The sequence below is a fragment of the Glaciimonas sp. CA11.2 genome (genome assembly GCF_034314045.1).
Lineage (GTDB): Bacteria > Pseudomonadota > Gammaproteobacteria > Burkholderiales > Burkholderiaceae_D > Glaciimonas.
The window spans coordinates 1360762-1382026 of the sequence record NZ_JAVIWL010000001.1 but is presented as its reverse complement, the minus strand read 5'-3'; the positions used below and the strand labels follow the sequence as shown (position 1 = coordinate 1382026).

Below are 21265 nucleotides of genomic sequence, written 5' to 3'. Positions count from 1 at the left end.
AAATGCGGTAGAGGCGGCGAAAATGCCGGAAAGCTATTGTACAATAAGGGGTTGTGTAATGCTGCATTGCGTATGTCAATAGCATGCCGCTAACGCAGAGGAGATATAGTTGGAGTTTGTTAAACCGCCAACAGACCATGCGTAACATTGATAGCAGTGACAGCCGCCATAAGCGATAGCAGCAATAATTACTCGCCGTCTGGGCAGAATTTATTGTCAAGTTTAATTATAAAGTCTCAGGGTGTTTGAATGAACCGTGCGTTTCTATCCGTTTTAAAGTCAGTATTTATTTCCATGCTGGCTTTGTCGTCCTTTGCCTATGCAGCAGATGCACCGGCAGTGGCTCCAAAAGTCGATCTTGCGAAGGGTGAAGCCTTATATACTAATGGCGATCCAACCCGGAATATTGCCGCCTGTATTTCTTGTCATGGTGCTGCCGGTGCTTCCACAATTAGCCAAAATCCGAAATTGGGTGGTCAGCACGCTGCATATGTTTATAAGCAGCTAAAAGATTTCCAGGGCCCTGATCGCAATAATCCGATCATGACGATGTTTGCCAAAGCATTGACTGACGATGAAATGAGAAATATCGCTGGTTATCTGGATGCGCAAAAAGCCAAGCCAGGTGCGGCCAAAAACAAAGATACGCTCGATATGGGCAAAAAAATCTTCCGCGCAGGCATAGCAGAAAAGAATATTCCGGCTTGCGCAGCTTGCCATGGTCCTGGCGGTTCTGGCATTCCAAATCAATTTCCGCGTATTGGCGGACAACATCAGGATTACACTGTCGCCGAGCTAACCAATTTCCGTAGCGGCGTGCGTAAGAATAGTCCACAAATGATGACCATTGCCAAACGCATGTCCGACGACGAAATGAAAGCTGTAGCAGACTACATTGCTGGCTTGAAGTAGCAACAAATACTAAATTCGCGAATAGACTTTTTTTTGAAACCTCATACGCACCATCAAGATTGCGCCCGTGATGCTCGCCGTAGCTGCGTACAGTTGCGGTTTTCGGCACAACCTTGAAGGTGGTCGCGACGGTTCTGAAAGAAGTCAAATAAAGGGGGGCGGCGAAGGTCGTCCCTTTTTCTTTTCAAAAGAGCAATTACTTATGAGCATCAGTAACAAACCGACGACCGGCCTTGACGACGCACCGCGCACTGGCGGCATAGAGTTGAAGACCAAACACCGGTGGCTCGCCGAGGCAGTGGAATTAGTGTCCTCGATGCGTTTTGCCATTAGCATGCTGACGTTAATTGCGATCGCCTCAATCATCGGCACCGTACTAAAGCAAAACGAGCCAATGCCGAACTACGTTAACCAGTTTGGGCCATTTTGGTTTGATGTTTTTGCAAAACTAGGTTTGTACGCTGTGTATTCGACATGGTGGTTTTTGCTGATAATGGGATTTTTGGTCCTGTCTACGTCACTCTGCATTAGCCGCAATGGTCCGAAAATGCTAAAGGACATGCGTAGCTGGAAAGAAAATGTCCGCGAGCAATCATTGCGCAACTTCCATCACAAAGCGGAGTGGACCGCTCCAGTGATACCGGCCACGCTGACGCAGCAGTTATTGGCACGGATCGCTGCCAAAGGATATAAGACTAAAGTTGTTCAAAAGAATGATGCAGTATTAATAACGGCAAAACAGGGCGCAGCGAATAAGTGGGGCTACATCTTCGCACACAGTGCCATTGTGATCATTTGTATCGGCGGACTATTAGATTCTGATCTGCCAATTCGCGCCCAAAAGTTAATTTTTAATAAAACGCCTTTCAGCGGCACGGGCGTCATCGCCGATATTGGTCCGGAGCACCGTTTAGGGTTGGGAAATCCAACCTTTCGGGGCAACTCGTTGATACCTGAAGGTTCTGCCAGTAGCACGGCCATTATTCCGCAACAAAATGGGGTCTTGATTCAGGATTTGCCATTTACGCTGCAACTCAAACGTTTTGTCATTGATTATTACAGCACCGGCATGCCTAAGTTGTTTGCCAGTGACGTGGTATTGCGCGACAACGTCACGGGTGAAACAGTCACATCAACCGTCAAGGTTAACCAGCCCCTGATTTACAAAGGAATATCGATTTACCAATCCAGCTTTGAGGACGGTGGCAGCAAATTACGGCTTACCGCATTTCCGATGCTAGGCGATCAAAACAAGACCTCACCTTTGGCCGGTGTTGTCAATGGAACGACGCCACTAACTGCCGGTCCTAATAATGAGTATACGGTTGAATGGTCAGGTTTTCGCCCGTTTAACGTGGAGAATATGGCGCAATCCGGTCAAGATTTACGTGCTGTTACCAAGACCAAAAGGAGTTTTAACCAGACATTGTCGGACGACATTGGTAAGCATATGGGTTCGGGTGCTAAAAGCGCCAATGTTAAAGAGTTGAAAAACGTCGGGCCGAGTGTTCAGTATAAGTTGCGTGACAAAACGGGTCAGGCACGCGAGTTTAGCAATTACATGCAACCGGTGAAAGTCGATCAGGATTATGTGTTCCTGGCGGGTGTGCGCGATGTGCCGGATGAGCCATTCCGTTATCTGCGCATTCCGGCTGATGAAAATGACTCGGTAGAAGAGTGGATGCGCCTGCGTTCGGCGTTGATGAACCCGGAGTTGCGGAAACTGGCAGCGCAGCGTTATGCACAGCGTGCTATTCCTCAAGCACGAGCCGATATGCCAACTTTGCGCGACCAGTTGGAGCAATCTGCATTGCGCGGATTGTCGATGTTTGCCGGTGATGGCAAACAGGCCGGATATATGGCGATATCGAAATTCTTGGAGCAGGTTCCGGCGCAGGAGCAAGAAAAAGCAGCTGATATTTTCATGAAAATATTGAACGGCAGTCTGTGGGATTTATGGCAGGTGGCGCGTGAAAAGGATGGTTTGAAGGATATTCCTGTGAATGAAAAAAACACGCGCTTCCTACAATTGAGCAGTAATGCACTGTCTGACGCAACCTTCTATAATGCTCCGGTATATCTTCAACTCACTGGCTTCGACGAAATCAAGGCCTCGGTATTCCAGGTGACGCGTTCGCCGGGTAAGAAAGTGGTCTATTTGGGCTGTTTATTCTTGGTTCTAGGTATCTTTTCGATGTTATACATACGAGAGCGGCGCTTGTGGGTATGGATACGTCCCGACAGTCTGGTCGAAGGTCAGTCGCACATATTGATGGCCATGAGCACGCAGCGAAAGACGCTGGATTTTGAAAAAGAAGTTGATGTGATGAAAATACATTTAAAGCAATCGCAAGGCTAACCCGAATCCGCCCGCAGTAATGACTAAAATGCAATCGTCATTACGCGTCCTCAGATTCAGCAATTAAATACATACATGCGCCCTGCGCAAAGATAAGAACGATTCGGAGATCATGATGGAACTGACCCAAACTTATTCACCACCGGATGGCTTTTTTAAGCGTTTGTCGATACTAGACTGGTTGTTCGCTTTTGCGCTGGTGGCCGGTTCACTCTTCGCATTGGGTCGGTATGGCACGCATATGGACTATTACGAAAAAGGCGTGTTGCTTCTGGCTGCTCCGACCTTTGCGCTAGTGGGCTGGAACTGGAAATCGGTCCGCTGGTTAATGCCGTTGCTAGCCTTATTGGCGCTGTCTGCGATTGCCATGTATGGCGGCGTGCTTGATATGGCAAATAAGAAATTTTTTCTCAAATATATTCTTTCCAGTCAATCCGCAATTCTGTGGATGGGCACTTTATTCTTTCTATCCACATTTTTCTATTGGATCGGTTTAATTGCGCGGTCAGATTTCGGTTCGTCGATCGGTTCCAAATTATGTTGGGCAGCGGTGATATTGGGATTTACCGGCTTGCTGGTACGCTGGTATGAGTCCTATCTGATTGGTGTGGATATCGGTCATATACCAATTTCTAACCTGTATGAAGTTTTTATTCTTTTTAGTCTGATTACAGCATTATTTTATTTATATTACGAGCAACGCTACGGTACGCGCCAACTTGGTCCGTTTGTCATGCTGGTGATTTCTGCTGCTGTCGGCTTTTTGCTTTGGTACACGGTTGCGCGCGATGCCGCTGAAATTCAACCACTGGTGCCTGCACTACAAAGCTGGTGGATGAAAATTCACGTACCGGCCAACTTTATCGGTTATGGCACGTTCTCAATGTCCGCGATGGTGGCGATGGCCTATTTGCTGAAATCAAGCGGCTATCTGGTTGATCGTCTGCCGCCGTTGGAAGTGCTGGACGACGTGATGTACAAGGCGATTGCGGTTGGCTTCACATTCTTCACTATTGCTACCATTCTCGGTGCGCTTTGGGCTGCGGAAGCCTGGGGCGGTTATTGGTCATGGGATCCAAAGGAAACGTGGGCGCTGATTGTCTGGCTCAATTATGCCGCCTGGCTACACATGCGGTTGATGAAGGGCCTTCGCGGTCGCGTCGCCGCTTGGTGGGCGTTAATCGGCCTCTTGGTGACGACCTTTGCTTTCCTCGGCGTGAATATGTTTCTGTCTGGTTTGCATTCTTACGGCGAGTTGTAAAAAGATGTCCGCACTATTGCCTATTATTGCAAGCCCGCTTGATGGTTCGTTGAAGAGTGCGATTAAAAACTCTTTAACGGATGGCGAAGTCGATCTGGTTATTTTCGATTCTGACGGTACTTTGGTTGATAGCGAGCTACTGGCTGCTGAGGCAATGGTAGATTATGCTGCCGAGTTCCAGATAGTCATGACCGTGACCGAAATCATGGAGCGATTCAAGGGCGGCAAAATGGCCGATTGGGTTCTCGCCATGGAGCAATTAGGTGGCGCGGCGTTGCCAGAGTCATTTGCTTTGACCTTACGTCAACGCACCGCCGTTCTATTTCGGGAGCGACTACAGCCGGTTGAAGGCGCCCTGGAATTGGTGCGCTCCCTCAGCATACCTTTCTGTCTGGCCTCCAATGGGCCGCGTGACAAAATTGAGTTGTGCCTGGGAGTCACTGGTTTGTTACCCTATTTTGAGCGACGCATTTTTAGCGCCTATGAAGTGGGCACGTGGAAACCCGAGCCAGGTTTATTCTTACACGCAGCCGAGCAAATGGGCGTCGACCCCTCGCGTTGCGTCGTAGTCGAAGATAGTGTTCCCGGCGCAAAAGCGGCCGTTGCAGCTGGCATGCGCGTATTTGCGTTACAAACCGGCGACGTCGAGCCTGGCATGCCGGCACAAGCAACCGTTATCAAACGGTTGGATGAGTTATACGATCATTTCGGCTAATCGCCGTGAGTGCGCTTGCGCATTAAAACGTCCGCGTTCTGCCTTAATTGCCTTATCCCTATATGATGGCTAATTGGTGGCGTCGGCTTCGACAATGCTAACTTGCGGTTACGCCTTGGCGATGTCATTTGGTAGTCTCAGCTTAGTCGAGCTCGACCTATTTCGGCTGCCTTAATTGGTCGGCAACTCTTTCTGCCGGATCGATTGGGATTTTGGCACAGCGATGGCAAAATTCAGGTAGCAGTGTGATGGCGGTTTCTGTTTAATGACGCACCTCCATTGCTTTTATTGCATTGAAAAAAGTCCTTTACTTAGATTAAGTTGCATCTGCGACTCAACATTTTGCGTATAAGTTAGAGAGGGTCTGTAAGGATAGGTGACGCCCGTCGACCAATGAGCATATCAGCAACACCCCTATTCGTATTTAAACAGCCAAGCACAATAGACAAATTGTCTCACCGATTTTCACAGGAGATTCGCATGCTGATTCGCCGCAGCCAAAACATCATAGAAATTCCCGCCGCATCCGACATTACGCCGCGTGCGATATTTGATTCGCGCCGCAGTTTTATTCGTCAATTGGCCGTGGGTTCTATCGCCACCGGATCGATCTTGGAACTTGCCTCGCATGAGGCTTTTGCGCAAAACTCTACGTTGCCAAAACTTGCCGCGAAGCGCAATGCTACCTACGTAGTCACCGATAAGGCGACTCCTTATAAAGACGCCACAACGTATAACAATTATTACGAGTTCGGGACTGACAAGGCCGACCCTGCGCAAAATGCTGGGACCTTGAAGACCAGGCCCTGGAGCGTCTCAATCGAAGGAGAAGTGAAAAAACCGATGACGCTTGATCTGGACAGCCTGATGAAACTGGCGCCGATGGAAGAGCGCATTTATCGGCTCCGCTGCGTGGAAGGGTGGTCCATGGTGATTCCTTGGATCGGTTATTCGCTTTCGGCATTGATCAAAAAAGTTGAGCCGACCAGCAATGCAAAATATATTGAATTCACAACTTTGGCTGACAAAAAGCAAATGCCTGGCCTGAGTAGTCCAGTGCTTGAGTGGCCTTATGTTGAAGGTCTGCGCATGGACGAGGCGATGCACCCGCTGGCGCTGCTGACCTTCGGTATGTACGGCGAAGTATTGCCCAACCAAAATGGTGCGCCGGTGCGGATGGTATTGCCGTGGAAATATGGTTTCAAGTCAGCTAAGTCGATTGTCAAAATTCGCTTTCTGAAAGAGCAGCCAAGAACTGCCTGGAATCTGACTGCGGCGAATGAATATGGGTTCTATTCCAACGTAAATCCCAACGTCGATCATCCACGCTGGTCGCAGGCAACCGAACGCCGAATCGGCGAAGACGGTTTTTTCACCAAAAAGCGTCCCACTTTGATGTTCAATGGGTATAACGACGTCGCATCGTTATACACAGGGATGGATTTGAAGAAATATTTCTAATCGTTAAGCGGTTTAAAGTACCCAAATATATGAGCCCGGAGCGTCTTAAAGATGCATAAAAGTCGGCTCTACAATTTGGGTCGCACCCGATATTGATGCCATTTTTTCTGACGAAGTTAGAGCAGAGTCTTTGTGGAAGTAATTTTCCAACAATCCTGCAGCGTCGAATAAAACAATACGAACTGAGTCTGGTATTGCGGCGTTAAGCGGTCTGGCACAAACGTATAGACAATATGTCGCAACACGTTTTTCTGATGTCGAAAGTAGACAATGATTAATCCAAATCCTAAGCAATTCCGTGTTCTGAAAGCCGCACTATTTGTGCTGGCTTTGCTTCCTTTCATTCGATTATTTGTGTACGCGTTCACGGATCAACTCGGGGCCAATCCAATCGAATTTATTACTCGCAGTACTGGCGACTGGACCTTGTATTTTTTGTGTATTACTTTAGCGGTGACGCCGTTGAGACGCTGTACCGGTTGGAACTGGTTGATTAAATTGCGGCGCATGCTAGGTTTGTTTGCGTTCTTTTATGCTGCCTCGCACTTCACTACTTTTCTTTGGTTTGATCATTTTTTTGACGTTACAGCAATGCTCAAAGACGTCTACAAACGGCCATTTATTACGGTAGGATTTATCGCGTTTGTGCTACTGATTCCCCTAGCGCTAACGAGCACTAACGGCATGATTAAACGGCTTGGTGGCAAGCGTTGGCAATGGTTGCATCGCACCGTGTACGGCATTGCCATGCTGGGAATTTTACATTTTTGGTGGATGCGCGCAGGAAAGCATAACTTCGAAAAACCAATCGTATTTGGCACAATCGTTGGCGTGTTATTACTGTTGCGCGTTTATTGGTATTTCAAGCAAAAGCGCGGTGCAAGCAACCGTCAGACAGATGGTATTCAAAAGCGCCAGATAATCTCTCCGCAATGAGCACACAGCAATAAAAATTGATTTACTGTCAAGGCATTGCAATCTGGCATGGTGTGAAATAAAAAGGGGCAGGGTATTTTTACCGTGCCCCTTTTTTACTCCATCACTTTCGTATGCTGACTGTTATGGCAGCATGGATTCCAGCGCAAACAAATCTTGCGGCGCTTCCCGCTTGCGTATCAAATGGACCTCGTCACCATCCACCATCACTTCAGCAGCACGTCCACGTGTGTTGTAATTGGACGCCATCGTCATACCATAAGCGCCAGCGGACTGGAATGCTAGCAAATCGCCTTGTTCGACCGCCAGGACGCGTGCGCGAGCCAACCAGTCGCCCGACTCACAGATCGGCCCAACGACGTCGTAGGTGGCGCTGCTGGCCTTAGGGTTCAGTTCTATAACAGTTTGAACACCATGCCATGCTTCATACAATGCCGGACGCATCAAGTCATTCATTGCGGCATCAACCACCGCAAAATTTTTGCTCGCACCATATTTCAAATATTGCACTTCAGTGAGTAAGATACCGGCATTTCCTACAATCGAACGGCCTGGTTCAAACAGCACTTTCAAAGGTATCCCTTGATATTTTTCCTGGCGCCATGTGTCAATTTTGGCGAACAAACGGCCGAGATAGGCGCTTACCGCAACAGGTTTTTCATCATCGTAAGTGATCCCGATACCGCCACCGATATCGAGATGGTGCACGTGTATATTTTCACTCGCTAACTGATCTATTAATTGGATGACCTTTTCCAGCGCTTCAAGCAATGGCGCGTCGTCCAGCAATTGCGAGCCGATGTGGCAGTCGATACCGGTAATGTCAATATGTGGCAAAGTAGCCGCTGTACGATAGCAGGACAGCGCGTCTTCGTAGGCGACACCGAATTTGTTATCTTTCAGGCCGGTCGAAATATAGGGATGGGTTTTGGCATCGACATTGGGGTTAACCCGCAACGAAATAGCAGCGGTCTTGCCCATTTCGCCAGCGACCTCGTTAAGTCGGTGCAGTTCTGGAATTGATTCCACGTTAAAGCATAAAATATCGTGCGTCAGCGCCAAACGCATTTCATCACGTGTTTTGCCAACACCGGAAAAAATTACCTTGCGCGGATTACCGCCAGCAGCCAGAACCCGCAATAATTCGCCACCCGACACGATGTCAAAACCGGAACCGAGTTGACTCAGTACTTGCAGCACGGCCAGATTAGAGTTGGATTTGACCGAATAACAAACCAATGATTCTGCAGCCTCGCGGCCGCCCGCGGTACAAGCGTTGGCATAAGCCAGGAAATGATCGGTCAGAGCTGCTTTGGAATAAACGTAAGTCGGTGTTCCAAATTGCTCCGCGATAGAGGTCAGAGAGGTGTTTTCGGCGTGCAGTGCACCGTTTTGATACGAAAAATAGGACATGGAAAAGTCAGTTATGAAGTCAATAAATTATTGGGAAATAGTGTCAGGCCCAGTTGGCTCAGGCGGTACCATTTGAGTGTGTGGTCCCGCTTTCGCTGCTCCGCTCTCCGTGGTACCCGGTGCCGTCACTGTTGCCGGTGTCGCTAGCGGCGCGGATGTTCCAGATGGTTGCGTGGCCAGTGGAGGTACTTTTGGCATGAAAAGAGGGCCTTTTTGACCGCAGGCGGTCAGGAAGAGCGAAAATGCAAGCGTACTACCTAAAATTGCTACGCGGGACAAATCAAATGATGGTTTCACGGATTAGAATCACTGAGTAAGTTTAACAACATGGAATGGATTGGAGTTTAGCATGACAGAATCAGAATTTCTGGTTGCGGCTGAGGCGACCTTGAGCGCGCTAGAGGCGGCATTGGAGCGTGCCAACGATAACGACGAGTTGGATGTTGAGTGCAGTCGTCGCGGCAATGTACTGGAAATCGAATTTATCGATAACGGATCAAAAATCATCGTCAATAGCCAGGCACCGATGCAAGAGCTGTGGATTGCGGCCAAATCGGGCGGTTTTCACTATAAATTGAAAGGTAACGTCTGGCGCAATACACGTGATGACTCTGAGTTTTTTGCCGCTTTATCAACTATGGTCGGCGAGCAAGGCGGAACTACATTACAACTAAAGCCTTAGTCGGACTCACGCAAAATAGCATCAGTGGCTGGCTAACGCCCAGCCACCTGAATGGTTTCCGGGCGATACCGTTCCCACGTTTTTAATGTCATCGTCTGTTTGTCTGCCTGTCTGTCTTTTTCGTTCGTTCGTTCGATTTTGCGTGAGTTATCATCTGACCAGCGCTGTTTTTGTACGTTTGTCAAAACGCACCTAACTGCTTGTGTCTAGAACAATTCGTTTTTAACCTCGTCTTGCGCTTTATCATCGCCACCAGGAGCGCCAGTACTGCCGACGCCAATACTTTGGGTACCGGTGCCCGGCGGATATTCAGCATAATAATACTCACTGCCACTGTGCAGCAGGCCCTCTGGTACTTCTCGCTCCACAGTCGGAAGTCCTTTTAATGCTTTTTCCATATAGTCGACCCAGATTGGAAGTGCCAGGCCACCACCAGTCTCGCGATCTCCCATATTTTTTGGCTGATCAAAACCCATCCAGGTGACAGCAACCAACGTCGGTTGATAGCCCGCAAACCATGCATCCATCGAATCGTTGGTGGTACCGGTTTTGCCCGCCAGATCGGTGCGTTTGAGTGACATCGCTTTGAATCCGGTGCCAGCACGCACGACATCTTTGAGCATGCTATCCATCAGAAATGCGTTGCGTGCATCGATGACCCGATTGTTTTCATCGCCAGCTTTGGCGGGGTGCGCTTCTGCCAACACCTGGCCGTTCGCATCCAGAATTTTACTAATGAGGTAAGGATTGACCTTATAACCGCCATTGGCAAATACCGCATAGCCAGCGGCTAACTGTAAAGGCGTCACGGCCCCTGCTCCGAGGGCGAGCGTCAGATAAGGAGGATTCTTGTCTGGATCGAATCCAAAACGGGTCGCATATTCCTGCCCGTATTGCGCACCAATCTTATCGAGAATACGTACTGATATCATGTTCTTGGATTTCATCAATCCTCTGCGCATGGTCATCGGACCTTCGTATTTATTGCCATAATTTTTTGGCTGCCATACCTGACCGCCTGTCAGGCCGCCGCCAAAAGTAATGGGCGCATCGTTGATTATTGTCGCTGGCGACAAACCTTTTTCGAGGGACGCAGAATAAATGAATGGCTTGAACGCAGAGCCCGGCTGACGCCACGCTTGCGTCACATGATTGAATTTATTCCGATTAAAATCAAAGCCCCCCACTAAAGCGCGAATAGCGCCATCGCTGGTGCTGGTGGAGATTAACGCCGATTCCACCGCAGGCATTTGCGTAATGATCCAGGACTTTTCATTTTGCATCACGCGGATGATAGCGCCGGGTTTCACTTTGCGTTGAGGTGGCGCTTTGTCGCTCAATAAATTTGTGGCAATACTTAAGCCGCTACCGGTAATCGTGATTTCTTCTCCGGTGGAAAGCACGGCACGGACGCTTTTCGGATTCGCCTCCAACACCACAGCGGCAACAATATCATCGCTGTCAGGATGGTCGGCTAGCTCCACTTCGATCGCGCCATCCAACTCTTCCTTTGAGCCGGTAGGAATGGTCATATAGCCTTCGGGGCCGCGGTAACCGCGTCGTTTGTCGTAGCTCATCACGCCCCGTCTCAACGCAAAGTAGGCGGCGTCCTGATCGGCCTTGGTGATTGTGGTGAACACATTCAAACCACGTGTGTAAGTGGCGTCCTTAAATTGTTCATAGACTAATTGTCGGGCCATTTCAGAGACATATTCCGCATGAATACCAAATTCGGTCGCCCCGGTTTTTAAGCGCAGTGGCTCGTTTTTGGCTTGATCATATTGGCCCTGCGTGATGTAGCCCAACTGCAGCATCCGCAACAAAATATATTGTTGACGCGCAGTGGCCCGTTTCGGATTAACAACAGGGTTGTTGGCCGATGGTGCTTTGGGCAAACCTGCGAGCATGGCGGCCTCGGCGATAGTCAGTTCCTGTAATTTTTTACCAAAATAAACTTGTGCAGCCGAAGCAAAACCATAGGCTCGTTGTCCCAGATAAATCTGGTTCATGTACACCTCAAGAATTTGATCCTTGGTCAAATTTTGCTCGATTTTCCAGGCCAGGGGAATTTCATAAAGAAATTTACGTGAGGCCTTCTGGAGAAATGTTGGTTCGTTACTGGTCAGGAAAAAATTACGCGCAACCTGTTGTGTAATCGTACTGGCACCGCCGCCGCCGCCGGTCAGGTTAGAGAATGTGGCGCGCAAAATACCTTGATAATCCACGCCGCCATGTTGATAAAAGCGATCATCTTCAATCGCAAGAACGGCTTTTTTAACGACATCAGGAATGTCGTTAATATGGACCAGACTGCGCCGTTCTTCGCCAAACTCACCGATTAGCACACCGTCTGCCGAAAAAATACGAAGCGGAATTTTGGGACGGTAGTCGGTCAGCGAGTCCAGAGCAGGAAGGTTCGGCCAAGCCAGCGCAAGCATGAATCCAAATGTAAGTGCCGCGATTGCCATAAGGCCCGCGACGATACCGAAAAATCCAATGAGCAGCCTTAACGCCAACGGCATGCGACGCTTTGGCGTTGGGACTGATGTCGGATTGCTAGAATTTAAATCGGAAACTGGAGGTGTCATGCGCGTGTGAAATATCTGTAGTGATGGGACGCATTATAACGGCACGCGTTAAACGTACAACAGGGCATAAAACTTGCAAGCCTTGGCAATATACTTAAATTTGTTATTTCTCGTACAAAATCACACAGAAAGTGGACAAAAAGCATTACATTTGACAATTATTTGCCATCGATGTGACCGAAATTGGCGGTCCATCTGGACTTAGTTGCCGCCTGGAAAAAAGTTAATTCAAGGCACTTAAAAATGTTGTTCTGGTTGAATAAATAAATGTAATAAATAGTGCGGATAACCAACACTGTATTTATTTATTTATTAATTAATTGGACTTGCCAAAATATTATTTTGATTTGCTGATCAGTAAATGTTCCTGCAAAAAATACGCTCACCGGAGATAGGCTCTTGGTACTAGATCTTGGATCATTGTTCGGCAAAAAGAACCCACCGTTAGTGGGGATAGATATTAGCGCCTCAGGCGTGCGGTTGGTGGAGTTGGCGTCGGCGGGTAGCGATCAGTTGAAGTTGGAGCGCTACGCCTCAGAGCCGTTGCCGCGTGGTGCAGTTGTGGACGGCAATATCGAGAACATCGAATTAGTAGCTGACACGGTTCGGCGACTTTGGAAAAAAAGCGGCTCGAACACAAAAAATGTTGCCCTTGGCATGCCGTCCGCATCAGTTATTACAAAAAAAATTATTTTGCCCGGCGGTATGAGTGATGACGAGCTAGAGCTACAAGTCGAATCGGAAGCAAATCAGTACATTCCTTTCGCATTGGATGAGGTGAGCCTGGATTTCCACGTTATTGGTCCCTCGCAACAGGCGCCGGAAGATGTTGAGGTGTTACTGGCCGCTACACGTAAGGAGAAAGTCGAGGACCGCGTAGCCGTAGCTGAAGCGGCAGGGCTGAAGCCGATCGTCATGGACATTGAGTCGTACGCTGCACGTGGGGCAATCAACCGCATTGTCGCGCAATTGCCCCAGGCTGGGCGCGGCCAAATGATTGGACTTTTTCAAATTGGTGGCCAAAGTACCCACGTTTCGGCGCTGTTGGATGGGCAGCTTATTTATGAGCGCGAACAACCTTTTGGTGGACATCAACTAACGCAAGATATTGTGCGTGCGTTCGGATTGTCTTACGAGGAGGCAGACGCCAAAAAGCGCACAGGCGATTTGCCTGCGAGCTATCAACAAGAAATACTCAATCCGTTTTTGGAAAGTGCTGCTATCGAACTCAGCAGAGCGATTCAGTTTTTCTTCACTTCAACTCCCTACACCCGTATCGACCAGATATATCTGGCGGGCGGCTGTGCAATCATTCCCGGCATAGTTGAAGCCGTCGCTGGGCGCGTCAAGATTTCTACCTCCTTGGTTGATCCCTTTGCCGGCATGCAATTGGCCTCCAATGTGCGTGAAAAGCAGTTGCGAATTGAAGCGCCTTCGTATTTGGTCGCTTGCGGCCTAGCAATGCGGAGATTTGGCTGATGATAAAAATTAACCTACTCCCTCACCGTGAAGAAGCGCGACAACAACGTAAGAAGGCATTTTTTGCCATGCTTGCGCTGTCGGCTGTCTGCGGATTGCTTTTGGTATTGGTACTCGGTGCCTTTTTTGCTCATAGTATTTCAAATCAAAGCGAACGTAATCTCTTCATTCAGGCTGAAAACACGCGCCTGGATGGTCAAATCAAGGAAATCATCAGCCTCAAGCAAGACATCGCCTCTCTTAAAGCGCGTCAGCAAGCAGTCGAAAATTTACAAAGCGACCGCAATCAGCCTGTGTATTTAATGGATGAACTGGTTAAGCAAGTGCCGGAAGGAATTTATCTGCGTAGTTTCAAACAAGAGGAGCAACGCGTCGTGTTGAGCGGCTATGCGCAATCTAATGAGCGCGTATCTGAACTGCTGCGCAATCTGAGTAACAACTCCCCTTGGTTGGAGCGTCCTGATTTAATTGAAATCCGTGCTGCAAATATTGCAGTGGGGAAGGATGGTAAGCGGGTTTTCGATTTTACGATAAACGTCGGCATTAAAAGACCTAGCGACACCGTACCTGGCAACGCAGTTAAAGCGACAGATGGGTCAAATGGCGGTCAAGTTACCGGCCCGGTGATCGTTAAGTGAGACCGCAGCATTCAAAGAGAGATGCACGATGACGGATTTGAAAGAATTACAGGCGATAGTCAGTACCCAGTTTAAGGGGCTGAACGGACGCCATCCTGGTCAGTGGCCGGCTATTCCCCGCAATCTTTGCGGCGTCGGTGTTTTATTGGCGGTGTTATTCCTCGGATGGTTTTTTTATTGGAGCGATCAACAGACTGATCTTACCAATGGCCAGCAACAAGAGGTGCAGCTAAAGGATCAATACAAAAGCAAGATTGGACAGGCAATTAATCTGGATGGTTTGCGTAAGCAAAAAAAACAGGTCGCTGAATACGTTATTACGCTAGAAAAGCAACTCCCAAGCAAGGCTGAAATGGACGCGTTGCTGTCAGACATCAACCAGGCTGGCTTAGGCCGGGGATTGCAGTTCGAACTATTTAAGCCGGGTCAGGTTGTGGTGAAGGATTACTACGCCGAGTTGCCTATTGACATCAAGATTACGGGCGGATATCACGATGTTGGTTCTTTTACTAGCGATATCGCCAATTTGCCCCGCATTGTCACATTAAATAACATGAGTTTGAGCGCCGGTAAAGATGGCGCATTGACGTTGGAAGCGGTGGCAAAGACGTTCCGTTATCTTGATCCAGAAGAAGTGGCGGCGCAACGCATCATCAGTGATGCGGCCAAGCAGAAGGGTGCAAAATGATCCCCTTTCCCGTGCCCAGTTCGATCAGATCAGTGATCGCCATTATTGCTATTGCTACCTTATCCGGTTGCGGTGATAGCGGAGTGCAAGAGGTAAGAGAGTGGATGGCAGATGTCAAAATGCATACCCGTGCATTTATCCCTCAGCTGACGGAACCCAAAAGATTTATCCCTTTTATTTATGCAGGCAACACCAGTATTGATCCGTTTGATCCTAACAAGTTACTGGTCGTGTTGGCCAAAATGCAGGCTAATTCCAACGGTCTAAAGCCGAACCTGGAACGGCGGCGCGAAGCGCTGGAAAATTATCCGCTAGACACCATCAAGATGGTGGGCACATTACAAAAAGTTGGCTTGAGTTATGCGTTGCTGCAAATTGATAAAACGGTATTTCCGGTGAAAGTCGGAAACTATGTCGGGCAGAACTTTGGCATGGTCACTCACATTAGTGAGACCGAAGTAAGTTTAAAAGAAATTGTACAAGATGCGTCGGGCGAATGGGTCGAACGCGAAGCCAAGTTAGTATTGCAGGAGAGCATAAAATGAGTGCAGCAATGGGTGCAGTAACGGGTGGCATAAAGGGTGTAACAAAATCCGTAGCAAGAGCGCCATTCAACTGCCTGGACGTAATTCGTCATAAAGCATTGATGCTGGTGACGATGGTTCTATTGGCTGGGTTTGGGAGCGCTGCGCTGGCCGACGACAATGCCGTGACGTCAATTAGTGCGAATCATCAGGGTAGTAATACTATTGTGACGGTTCACCTCAAAAAACCAATAAAAACGCTGCCGGTGGGCTTTGCGGTTGTCAGCCCTGCGCGAATCGCGCTGGACTTTCCCGGGATCGGTAATGCGACCGGAAAGACTGTGCAGGACGTTAGCTTAGGCGATGTTCGCAATGTAATTGTTGCTCAGAACGATGATCGCGTGCGTCTGGTTATTAATCTTAAGCGCTCGTTAAATTATGCCCTGGCTATGGAAGGTAACGCAGTCGTTGTAACGATTGATGGATCGGGCGGTGTGGCGACGGCGGTCAACTCAGTCGGTGAGCCAGTTCTACCTGTCGCGCCGAATCGCCCCGCTGTTCTCGATAGCTCTGTGGTACCGACAACAACATCTACGGTTGCTTATCCCGCGACTCTTGAAGACAGTAAGCCCGCGTTGCGCGATATCGATTTCCGTCGTGGCAGCGCAGGTGAAGGCCGCATCGTGGTTGATCTGCCGAGTAAGCAAGTTGTGGTCAACGTGCGACAACAGGGACAGTCGATTGTCGTCGATTTCAGTAAGACAAGTTTACCGGCAACTCTACGTCGCAAATTGGATGTTGGGGATTTCGGAACGCCAGTACGGACTATCACCACCATGCAGCAGGGTGAAAATGTTCGTATGGTGATCGAACCTAAGGGCCTGTGGGAGCATACCGCTTACCAGAGCGATTCCCAATTGGTGATTGAAGTCAAGCCGATCAAGGAGCAGCCGAACAAGTTAGGGCAAGGCGTGCAAAATTACCGTGGCGACAAATTGTCGTTAAACTTTCAAAACATTGAAGTCCGTGCAGTACTGCAGGTCATTGCGGACTTTACTGGTTTAAATATTATTACCAGTGACACGGTCAGCGGTAACCTGACATTGCGTCTAAAAGACGTGCCCTGGGATCAGGCGCTCGACATCGTCATGCAGTCCAAAGGATTAGACATGCGTAAGAATGGCTCAGTCGTGTGGATTGCGCCGAAAGACGAGTTGCTGACGAAAGAGAAGTTGGAGTTGGAGCAACGCGCCTTAATTGCCGATCTGGAGCCCTTGCGGACCGAGTCGTTTCAATTGAACTATCAAAAGGCCGATGCGTTCAAAAAAGTATTTGGTATTAATGATGATGGCAGCAGCGCAGGTGACAAAAAGAACAGTATTTTGTCCAAACGCGGAAGCGCCGTGATTGATCCACGTACGAATCAGTTATTCATTACAGATACGGCGACCGTCCTTGAAAATATTCGTACGCTAGTCACCAAGATCGACATTGCCTCGCGGCAGGTACTGATCGAAGCGCGTATGGTGGAGGCTAACGATGGTTTTAGTCGTAATCTGGGTGCGAAGCTTGGATTTGGTTTTAATAGCAATAACGTCGCCGCTGGTGGACAGCAAGTTCCAACTACAGTGACGACTACCTCGACAGGGGCGACTATCCCAGGTATTGGACAAAGTGCGGTGAATTTGCCGGCTAATCCTGCTACTGGGTCAGCGGGTTCTGTTGCATTGACGTTGTTTAATGCGGCTGCATCAAAATTTATTAGTCTCGAATTGTCCGCGCTTGAGGCGGATGGGGAAGGTAAGATCATATCCAGTCCGCGCGTTGTTACTGCCGATCAGCAAAAGGCATTAATTGAGCAAGGAACGGAGATTCCTTATCAAAGTGCTACCAGTAGTGGCGCAACTTCGGTTGAATTCAAAAAAGCCAACCTGAAACTTGAAGTGACGCCACAAATTACGCCGGACGGTAACGTCATTTTGACTGTCGATGTGACTAACGACAGTGTCGGCCAGGTTGTTCCGGGTGGCGTATCAATCAACACCAAGCATGTGCAAACGCAGGTTCAGGTAGAAAATGGCGGAACAGTCGTTATTGGTGGTATTTACACGCAAACAATTTCGAATGCCGTCAATAAAGTGCCTTTGCTTGGAGATATTCCGGTTCTGGGTTATCTTTTCAAACAAACAGCAATTGTTAACAAAAGAACGGAATTATTGATTTTCCTTACACCAAAAGTCGTCATAGACCGGATCGCTGGGCGCTAAATGCCTAAAGATACCGGCTTTACGCGGGTGTCTGGATTTGTAGTGAACTTGTTCGTATCTGTTGTTGGTTGGCTAAAGGCTGGATAAAAAGCGCAAAAGCTGAGATACACTTGTTTATTGGTAATCGGATTTTCAGCGAAACGCTTCTCTGAGTTTTACTACGATAAGTTAGCGTATTGAAATGGCAACTCCGAATCCGACTAATAAGATACGAAACAGGTTCCGAAACGGCTTAGTGGTGAAATGGTACGGTGTACATGAAAGGCAATATTATTCTGGTCGGCCTGATGGGATCAGGCAAGACCACGGTTGGTCGTGCTTTGGCGAGAAAACTAAACAAACTTTTTATCGATTCGGACCATGAGATTGAGGCGCGTACTGGCGCTTCAATTCCATTGATTTTTGAGATTGAAGGCGAGCCGAGTTTTCGTCAGCGCGAAGCAGAAGTCATCCGCGATCTGACTGCACGTCAAAATATCGTGTTGGCAACGGGTGGGGGCGCGATCTTAAATCCGGACAACCGGGCTTTGTTAAAGAGTTGTGGTACTGTCATTTATTTGCGCGCCAGTGTGCATCATATTTTGCAGCGTACAGGCCGTGATAAAAATCGTCCTTTATTGCAAACAGCTGATCCTCGCAGACGGCTAGAGGAGTTGTCGCGCCAGCGCGATCCACTCTATCGGGAAATTGCCGATATCATCATTGATACGGGCCGTCCTAACGTACAATTTTTGGTTCATAGCATTTTGTCTCAGCTTGATATGACGCGTGTCAACGTCGATGAGCATGTCGGGCTAATGAACAATAACGCAACGGATCTGACTGCTACAAACGCGGTATCCTCAAGCGACCATCTTTCTACCAATTTTTCTATGAATCAACAAAATACTTTGAATGCATCTCCATACGCAGCAACTTCTACTTTATCCGTCAGCTTGCAAGTTGAGTTAGGTGAGCGTAGTTATCCGATAGAGATCGGACAGCGGTTGTTGTTGGATGGTGAATTGATCGCCCGACTGGTCAAGGGCAAGCAGGTTGCTATTGTCACCAATACTGTAGTCGCCCCGCTGTATCTGGATGTGTTGCGTTCATCGCTCCTTTCGGCAGGCAAGTCGGTTGTTGAAATCATTCTGCCAGATGGTGAAGAAGAGAAAAACTGGACCAATCTGATGGTGATTTTCGATCGCTTATTGAGTGAAAAGTGTGATCGTAAGACAACATTGGTTGCACTGGGCGGTGGCGTTATTGGGGATCTGACTGGCTATGCGGCGTCAGCTTATATGCGTGGCGTGCCGTTTGTGCAAATTCCTACTACTTTGCTGGCGCAGGTTGATTCATCCGTTGGTGGCAAAACCGGCATAAATCATCCGCTTGGCAAGAATATGATCGGTGCTTTTTACCAACCTCAGGCGGTACTTGCGGATATCACAACACTGCAAACATTGCCGAAGCGCGAATTATCTGCCGGTTTGGCGGAAGTTATTAAATACGGCGCGGTAATTGACGCCGCATTTTTCGATTGGCTCGAGGCGAATATTGGCAAATTGATGGCGCGCGATAGCGCAGCGCTGGCTTACGCTATCCAGCGCTCATGCGAAATCAAAGCTGATGTGGTACGACAGGATGAGCGCGAAGGTGGTTTGCGAGCGATTTTGAATTTTGGACATACTTTTGGTCACGCTATCGAATCCGGTCTGGGTTATGGCGTATGGTTGCATGGCGAAGCGGTCGGCTGTGGCATGATCATGGCGGCTGAATTATCACACCGTCTGGGTTATATCGATGCCGTTGCACGTGATCGCGTGAGCGCGTTAGTGCGGGCGGCGGGCTTACCAACTGCCGCGCCGAATCTTGGTGCAGGGCGCTGGCTTGAGTTGATGCAGGTCGATAAGAAAAACGAAGATGGTCAAATCAAATTCATTTTAATGAATCAACTGGGTGGATCATTGGTTAGCACGGTGCCACAGGAACCACTATTGGCGACGATACAACAATTATCGACTGTGCCGGTTAACCCATCAATTAATCCGTCCGTTAATCCCCCTAAATCCATCGCTTAATAACCCGCTTAGCGCCGTCCCATGACAAATCAAGAAGCGTCTCTTGCACCGTATGCTGCACATTCAGCGACATCACGGGGACGCTTGTTTGACGAAATTGCGCCCAACACCCGCACTGAGTTTCAACGTGATCGTGACCGCATTGTCCATTGCACAGCCTTTCGTCGGCTAGAATATAAAACGCAGGTATTCGTTAATCACGAAGGTGATCTATTTCGTACCCGGCTGACGCATAGTATTGAGGTTGCTCAAATCGCCCGCTCTATCGCCCGCAATCTGCAACTGAACGAAGATCTGGTGGAGGCGATTTCGTTAGCGCACGATCTTGGTCACACGCCTTTTGGGCATGCTGGACAAGATGCCCTAAACGCCTGTATGAATAACTTCGGTGGCTTCGAGCACAACCTGCAAAGTCTGCGACTGGTCGACAAACTGGAGCAACGATACGGCGCATTCGACGGTTTGAATTTGATGTTTGAAACGCGCGAAGGTATTTTGAAGCACTGTTCAGTGGCTAACGCCAAAAGATTGGGCGATATTGGTCATCGCTTCCTCCAGCGCAAACAGCCCAGCCTGGAAGCGCAGGTTGCCAATCTTGCGGATGAAATTGCCTATAACAATCACGATATTGACGACGGCTTAAGGTCGGGACTGCTGACACTTGACCAGATGATGCAAATTGATTTTTTTGCACGTCATAATCGCGAGGTCGAAACGACTTTTCCCGGACTACGTGGACGCCGTGCGATCAACGAAACTGTGCGCCGCATGATTAATGCCTTGATCAACGATTTAATCAATACATCGCGTGAACGCATTAAGGCTGCTGCACCGCAGACGGTCGATGACGTGCGGGATGCGGCGCCACTGATTGCTTTCTCGGACCCAATGGCGCGTGAGGCCATTGCACTGAAACAGTTCTTGCGTGAAAATCTTTATCGCCATTATCTAGTCAATCGGATGACCAGCAAGGCCAGGCGGATCGTGGTGGAGTTATTTGACTGCTTTGTTAATGAACCGGCTTTGCTGCCGCCGGATTATCAGTTAATACAAGCTGTTACGCAGCAAGGGCTCCCTGATCCACAGGTTGATAGTGTCCAATTGCAAGCGCGTCAAGTCGCCGATTACATCGCGGGGATGACCGATCGTTATGCAATACGTGAACATCGCCGGTTGTTTCTGGTCGATGATGGACATTTATAATCTCCTTTGTTGAATCGCGTTACGTCATTGCGTGATGGCGCAGCAGATATCAATGCGATGATACATAGCAATATACGTT

Annotated in this window: 17 protein-coding genes; 14 read left to right on the top strand and 3 right to left on the bottom strand. The window is 48.7% G+C overall.

Annotated elements, in window-relative coordinates; translation table 11 throughout:
* The first annotated feature begins 249 nt into the window (after positions 1 to 249).
* From RGU75_RS05865 to msrQ, 6 genes are all read left to right on the top strand, one after another.
* Positions 250 to 912: a c-type cytochrome gene (locus tag RGU75_RS05865; RefSeq protein WP_322233901.1), complete on the top strand. Its 663-nt coding sequence runs from the start codon at positions 250 to 252 to the stop codon at positions 910 to 912.
* Between the two features lie 202 nt (positions 913 to 1114).
* Positions 1115 to 3271 (top strand): cytochrome c biogenesis protein ResB, encoded by a 2157-nt coding sequence (locus tag RGU75_RS05860; RefSeq protein WP_322233898.1) that lies wholly within the window; start codon positions 1115 to 1117, stop codon positions 3269 to 3271.
* A gap of 115 nt (positions 3272 to 3386) precedes the next feature.
* Positions 3387 to 4532 (top strand): c-type cytochrome biogenesis protein CcsB, encoded by a 1146-nt coding sequence (ccsB, locus tag RGU75_RS05855; RefSeq protein WP_322240293.1) that lies wholly within the window; start codon positions 3387 to 3389, stop codon positions 4530 to 4532.
* A gap of 4 nt (positions 4533 to 4536) precedes the next feature.
* A complete protein-coding gene (locus RGU75_RS05850; RefSeq protein ID WP_322233896.1) occupies positions 4537 to 5247 on the top strand; it encodes an HAD-IA family hydrolase in 711 nt (236 codons plus the stop codon).
* Between the two features lie 480 nt (positions 5248 to 5727).
* Complete coding sequence (gene msrP / locus RGU75_RS05845) at positions 5728 to 6708, top strand: protein-methionine-sulfoxide reductase catalytic subunit MsrP (RefSeq protein ID WP_322233893.1); 981 nt, start codon at positions 5728 to 5730, stop codon at positions 6706 to 6708.
* 270 nt (positions 6709 to 6978) lie between these two features.
* Positions 6979 to 7644, top strand: coding sequence for a protein-methionine-sulfoxide reductase heme-binding subunit MsrQ (msrQ, locus tag RGU75_RS05840; protein ID WP_322233891.1), 666 nt, complete (start codon positions 6979 to 6981; stop codon positions 7642 to 7644).
* Positions 7645 to 7767: 123 nt separating this feature from the next.
* Here msrQ and lysA read toward each other — a convergent pair whose 3' ends face one another.
* On the bottom strand, positions 7768 to 9057 hold the full coding sequence (gene lysA, locus RGU75_RS05835) for a diaminopimelate decarboxylase (protein ID WP_322233889.1): 1290 nt from the start codon (positions 9055 to 9057) through the stop codon (positions 7768 to 7770).
* A gap of 27 nt (positions 9058 to 9084) precedes the next feature.
* Entirely contained in the window at positions 9085 to 9354 is a 270-nt protein-coding gene (gene lptM, locus RGU75_RS05830; RefSeq protein WP_322233887.1) for an LPS translocon maturation chaperone LptM, read from the bottom strand.
* A gap of 52 nt (positions 9355 to 9406) precedes the next feature.
* Here lptM and cyaY point away from each other — a divergent pair, with 52 nt between their 5' ends.
* Positions 9407 to 9739 carry an iron donor protein CyaY gene (cyaY, locus tag RGU75_RS05825; protein WP_322233885.1) on the top strand — a complete coding sequence of 111 codons (333 nt, stop codon included), beginning with the start codon at positions 9407 to 9409 and terminating at the stop codon, positions 9737 to 9739.
* Positions 9740 to 9945: 206 nt separating this feature from the next.
* Here the strand turns inward: cyaY and RGU75_RS05820 are convergent, their stop codons facing one another.
* Positions 9946 to 12261 (bottom strand): penicillin-binding protein 1A, encoded by a 2316-nt coding sequence (locus tag RGU75_RS05820; RefSeq protein ID WP_322240291.1) that lies wholly within the window; start codon positions 12259 to 12261, stop codon positions 9946 to 9948.
* Positions 12262 to 12726: 465 nt separating this feature from the next.
* Here RGU75_RS05820 and RGU75_RS05815 point away from each other — a divergent pair, with 465 nt between their 5' ends.
* The 7 genes from RGU75_RS05815 to RGU75_RS05785 all read left to right on the top strand — a co-directional run bounded on the left by RGU75_RS05815 (position 12727) and on the right by RGU75_RS05785 (position 21186).
* Positions 12727 to 13806: a pilus assembly protein PilM gene (locus RGU75_RS05815; RefSeq protein ID WP_322233882.1), complete on the top strand. Its 1080-nt coding sequence runs from the start codon at positions 12727 to 12729 to the stop codon at positions 13804 to 13806.
* Entirely contained in the window at positions 13806 to 14444 is a 639-nt protein-coding gene (locus RGU75_RS05810; RefSeq protein ID WP_322233879.1) for a PilN domain-containing protein, read from the top strand. Before RGU75_RS05815 ends, RGU75_RS05810 begins: the two co-directional genes overlap by 1 nt.
* A gap of 28 nt (positions 14445 to 14472) precedes the next feature.
* Positions 14473 to 15132, top strand: coding sequence for a type 4a pilus biogenesis protein PilO (locus RGU75_RS05805; protein WP_322233877.1), 660 nt, complete (start codon positions 14473 to 14475; stop codon positions 15130 to 15132).
* A complete protein-coding gene (locus tag RGU75_RS05800; protein WP_322233875.1) occupies positions 15129 to 15677 on the top strand; it encodes a pilus assembly protein PilP in 549 nt (182 codons plus the stop codon). Before RGU75_RS05805 ends, RGU75_RS05800 begins: the two co-directional genes overlap by 4 nt.
* A gap of 101 nt (positions 15678 to 15778) precedes the next feature.
* Complete coding sequence (gene pilQ, locus RGU75_RS05795) at positions 15779 to 17923, top strand: type IV pilus secretin PilQ (RefSeq protein WP_322240290.1); 2145 nt, start codon at positions 15779 to 15781, stop codon at positions 17921 to 17923.
* Positions 17924 to 18180: 257 nt separating this feature from the next.
* Positions 18181 to 19983, top strand: a complete 1803-nt coding sequence (gene aroKB, locus RGU75_RS05790; protein WP_322233872.1) for a bifunctional shikimate kinase/3-dehydroquinate synthase AroKB — start codon at positions 18181 to 18183, stop codon at positions 19981 to 19983.
* A 21-nt stretch (positions 19984 to 20004) separates the two neighbouring features.
* A complete protein-coding gene (locus tag RGU75_RS05785; protein WP_322233869.1) occupies positions 20005 to 21186 on the top strand; it encodes a deoxyguanosinetriphosphate triphosphohydrolase in 1182 nt (393 codons plus the stop codon).
* The last annotated feature ends 79 nt before the right edge of the window (positions 21187 to 21265 follow it).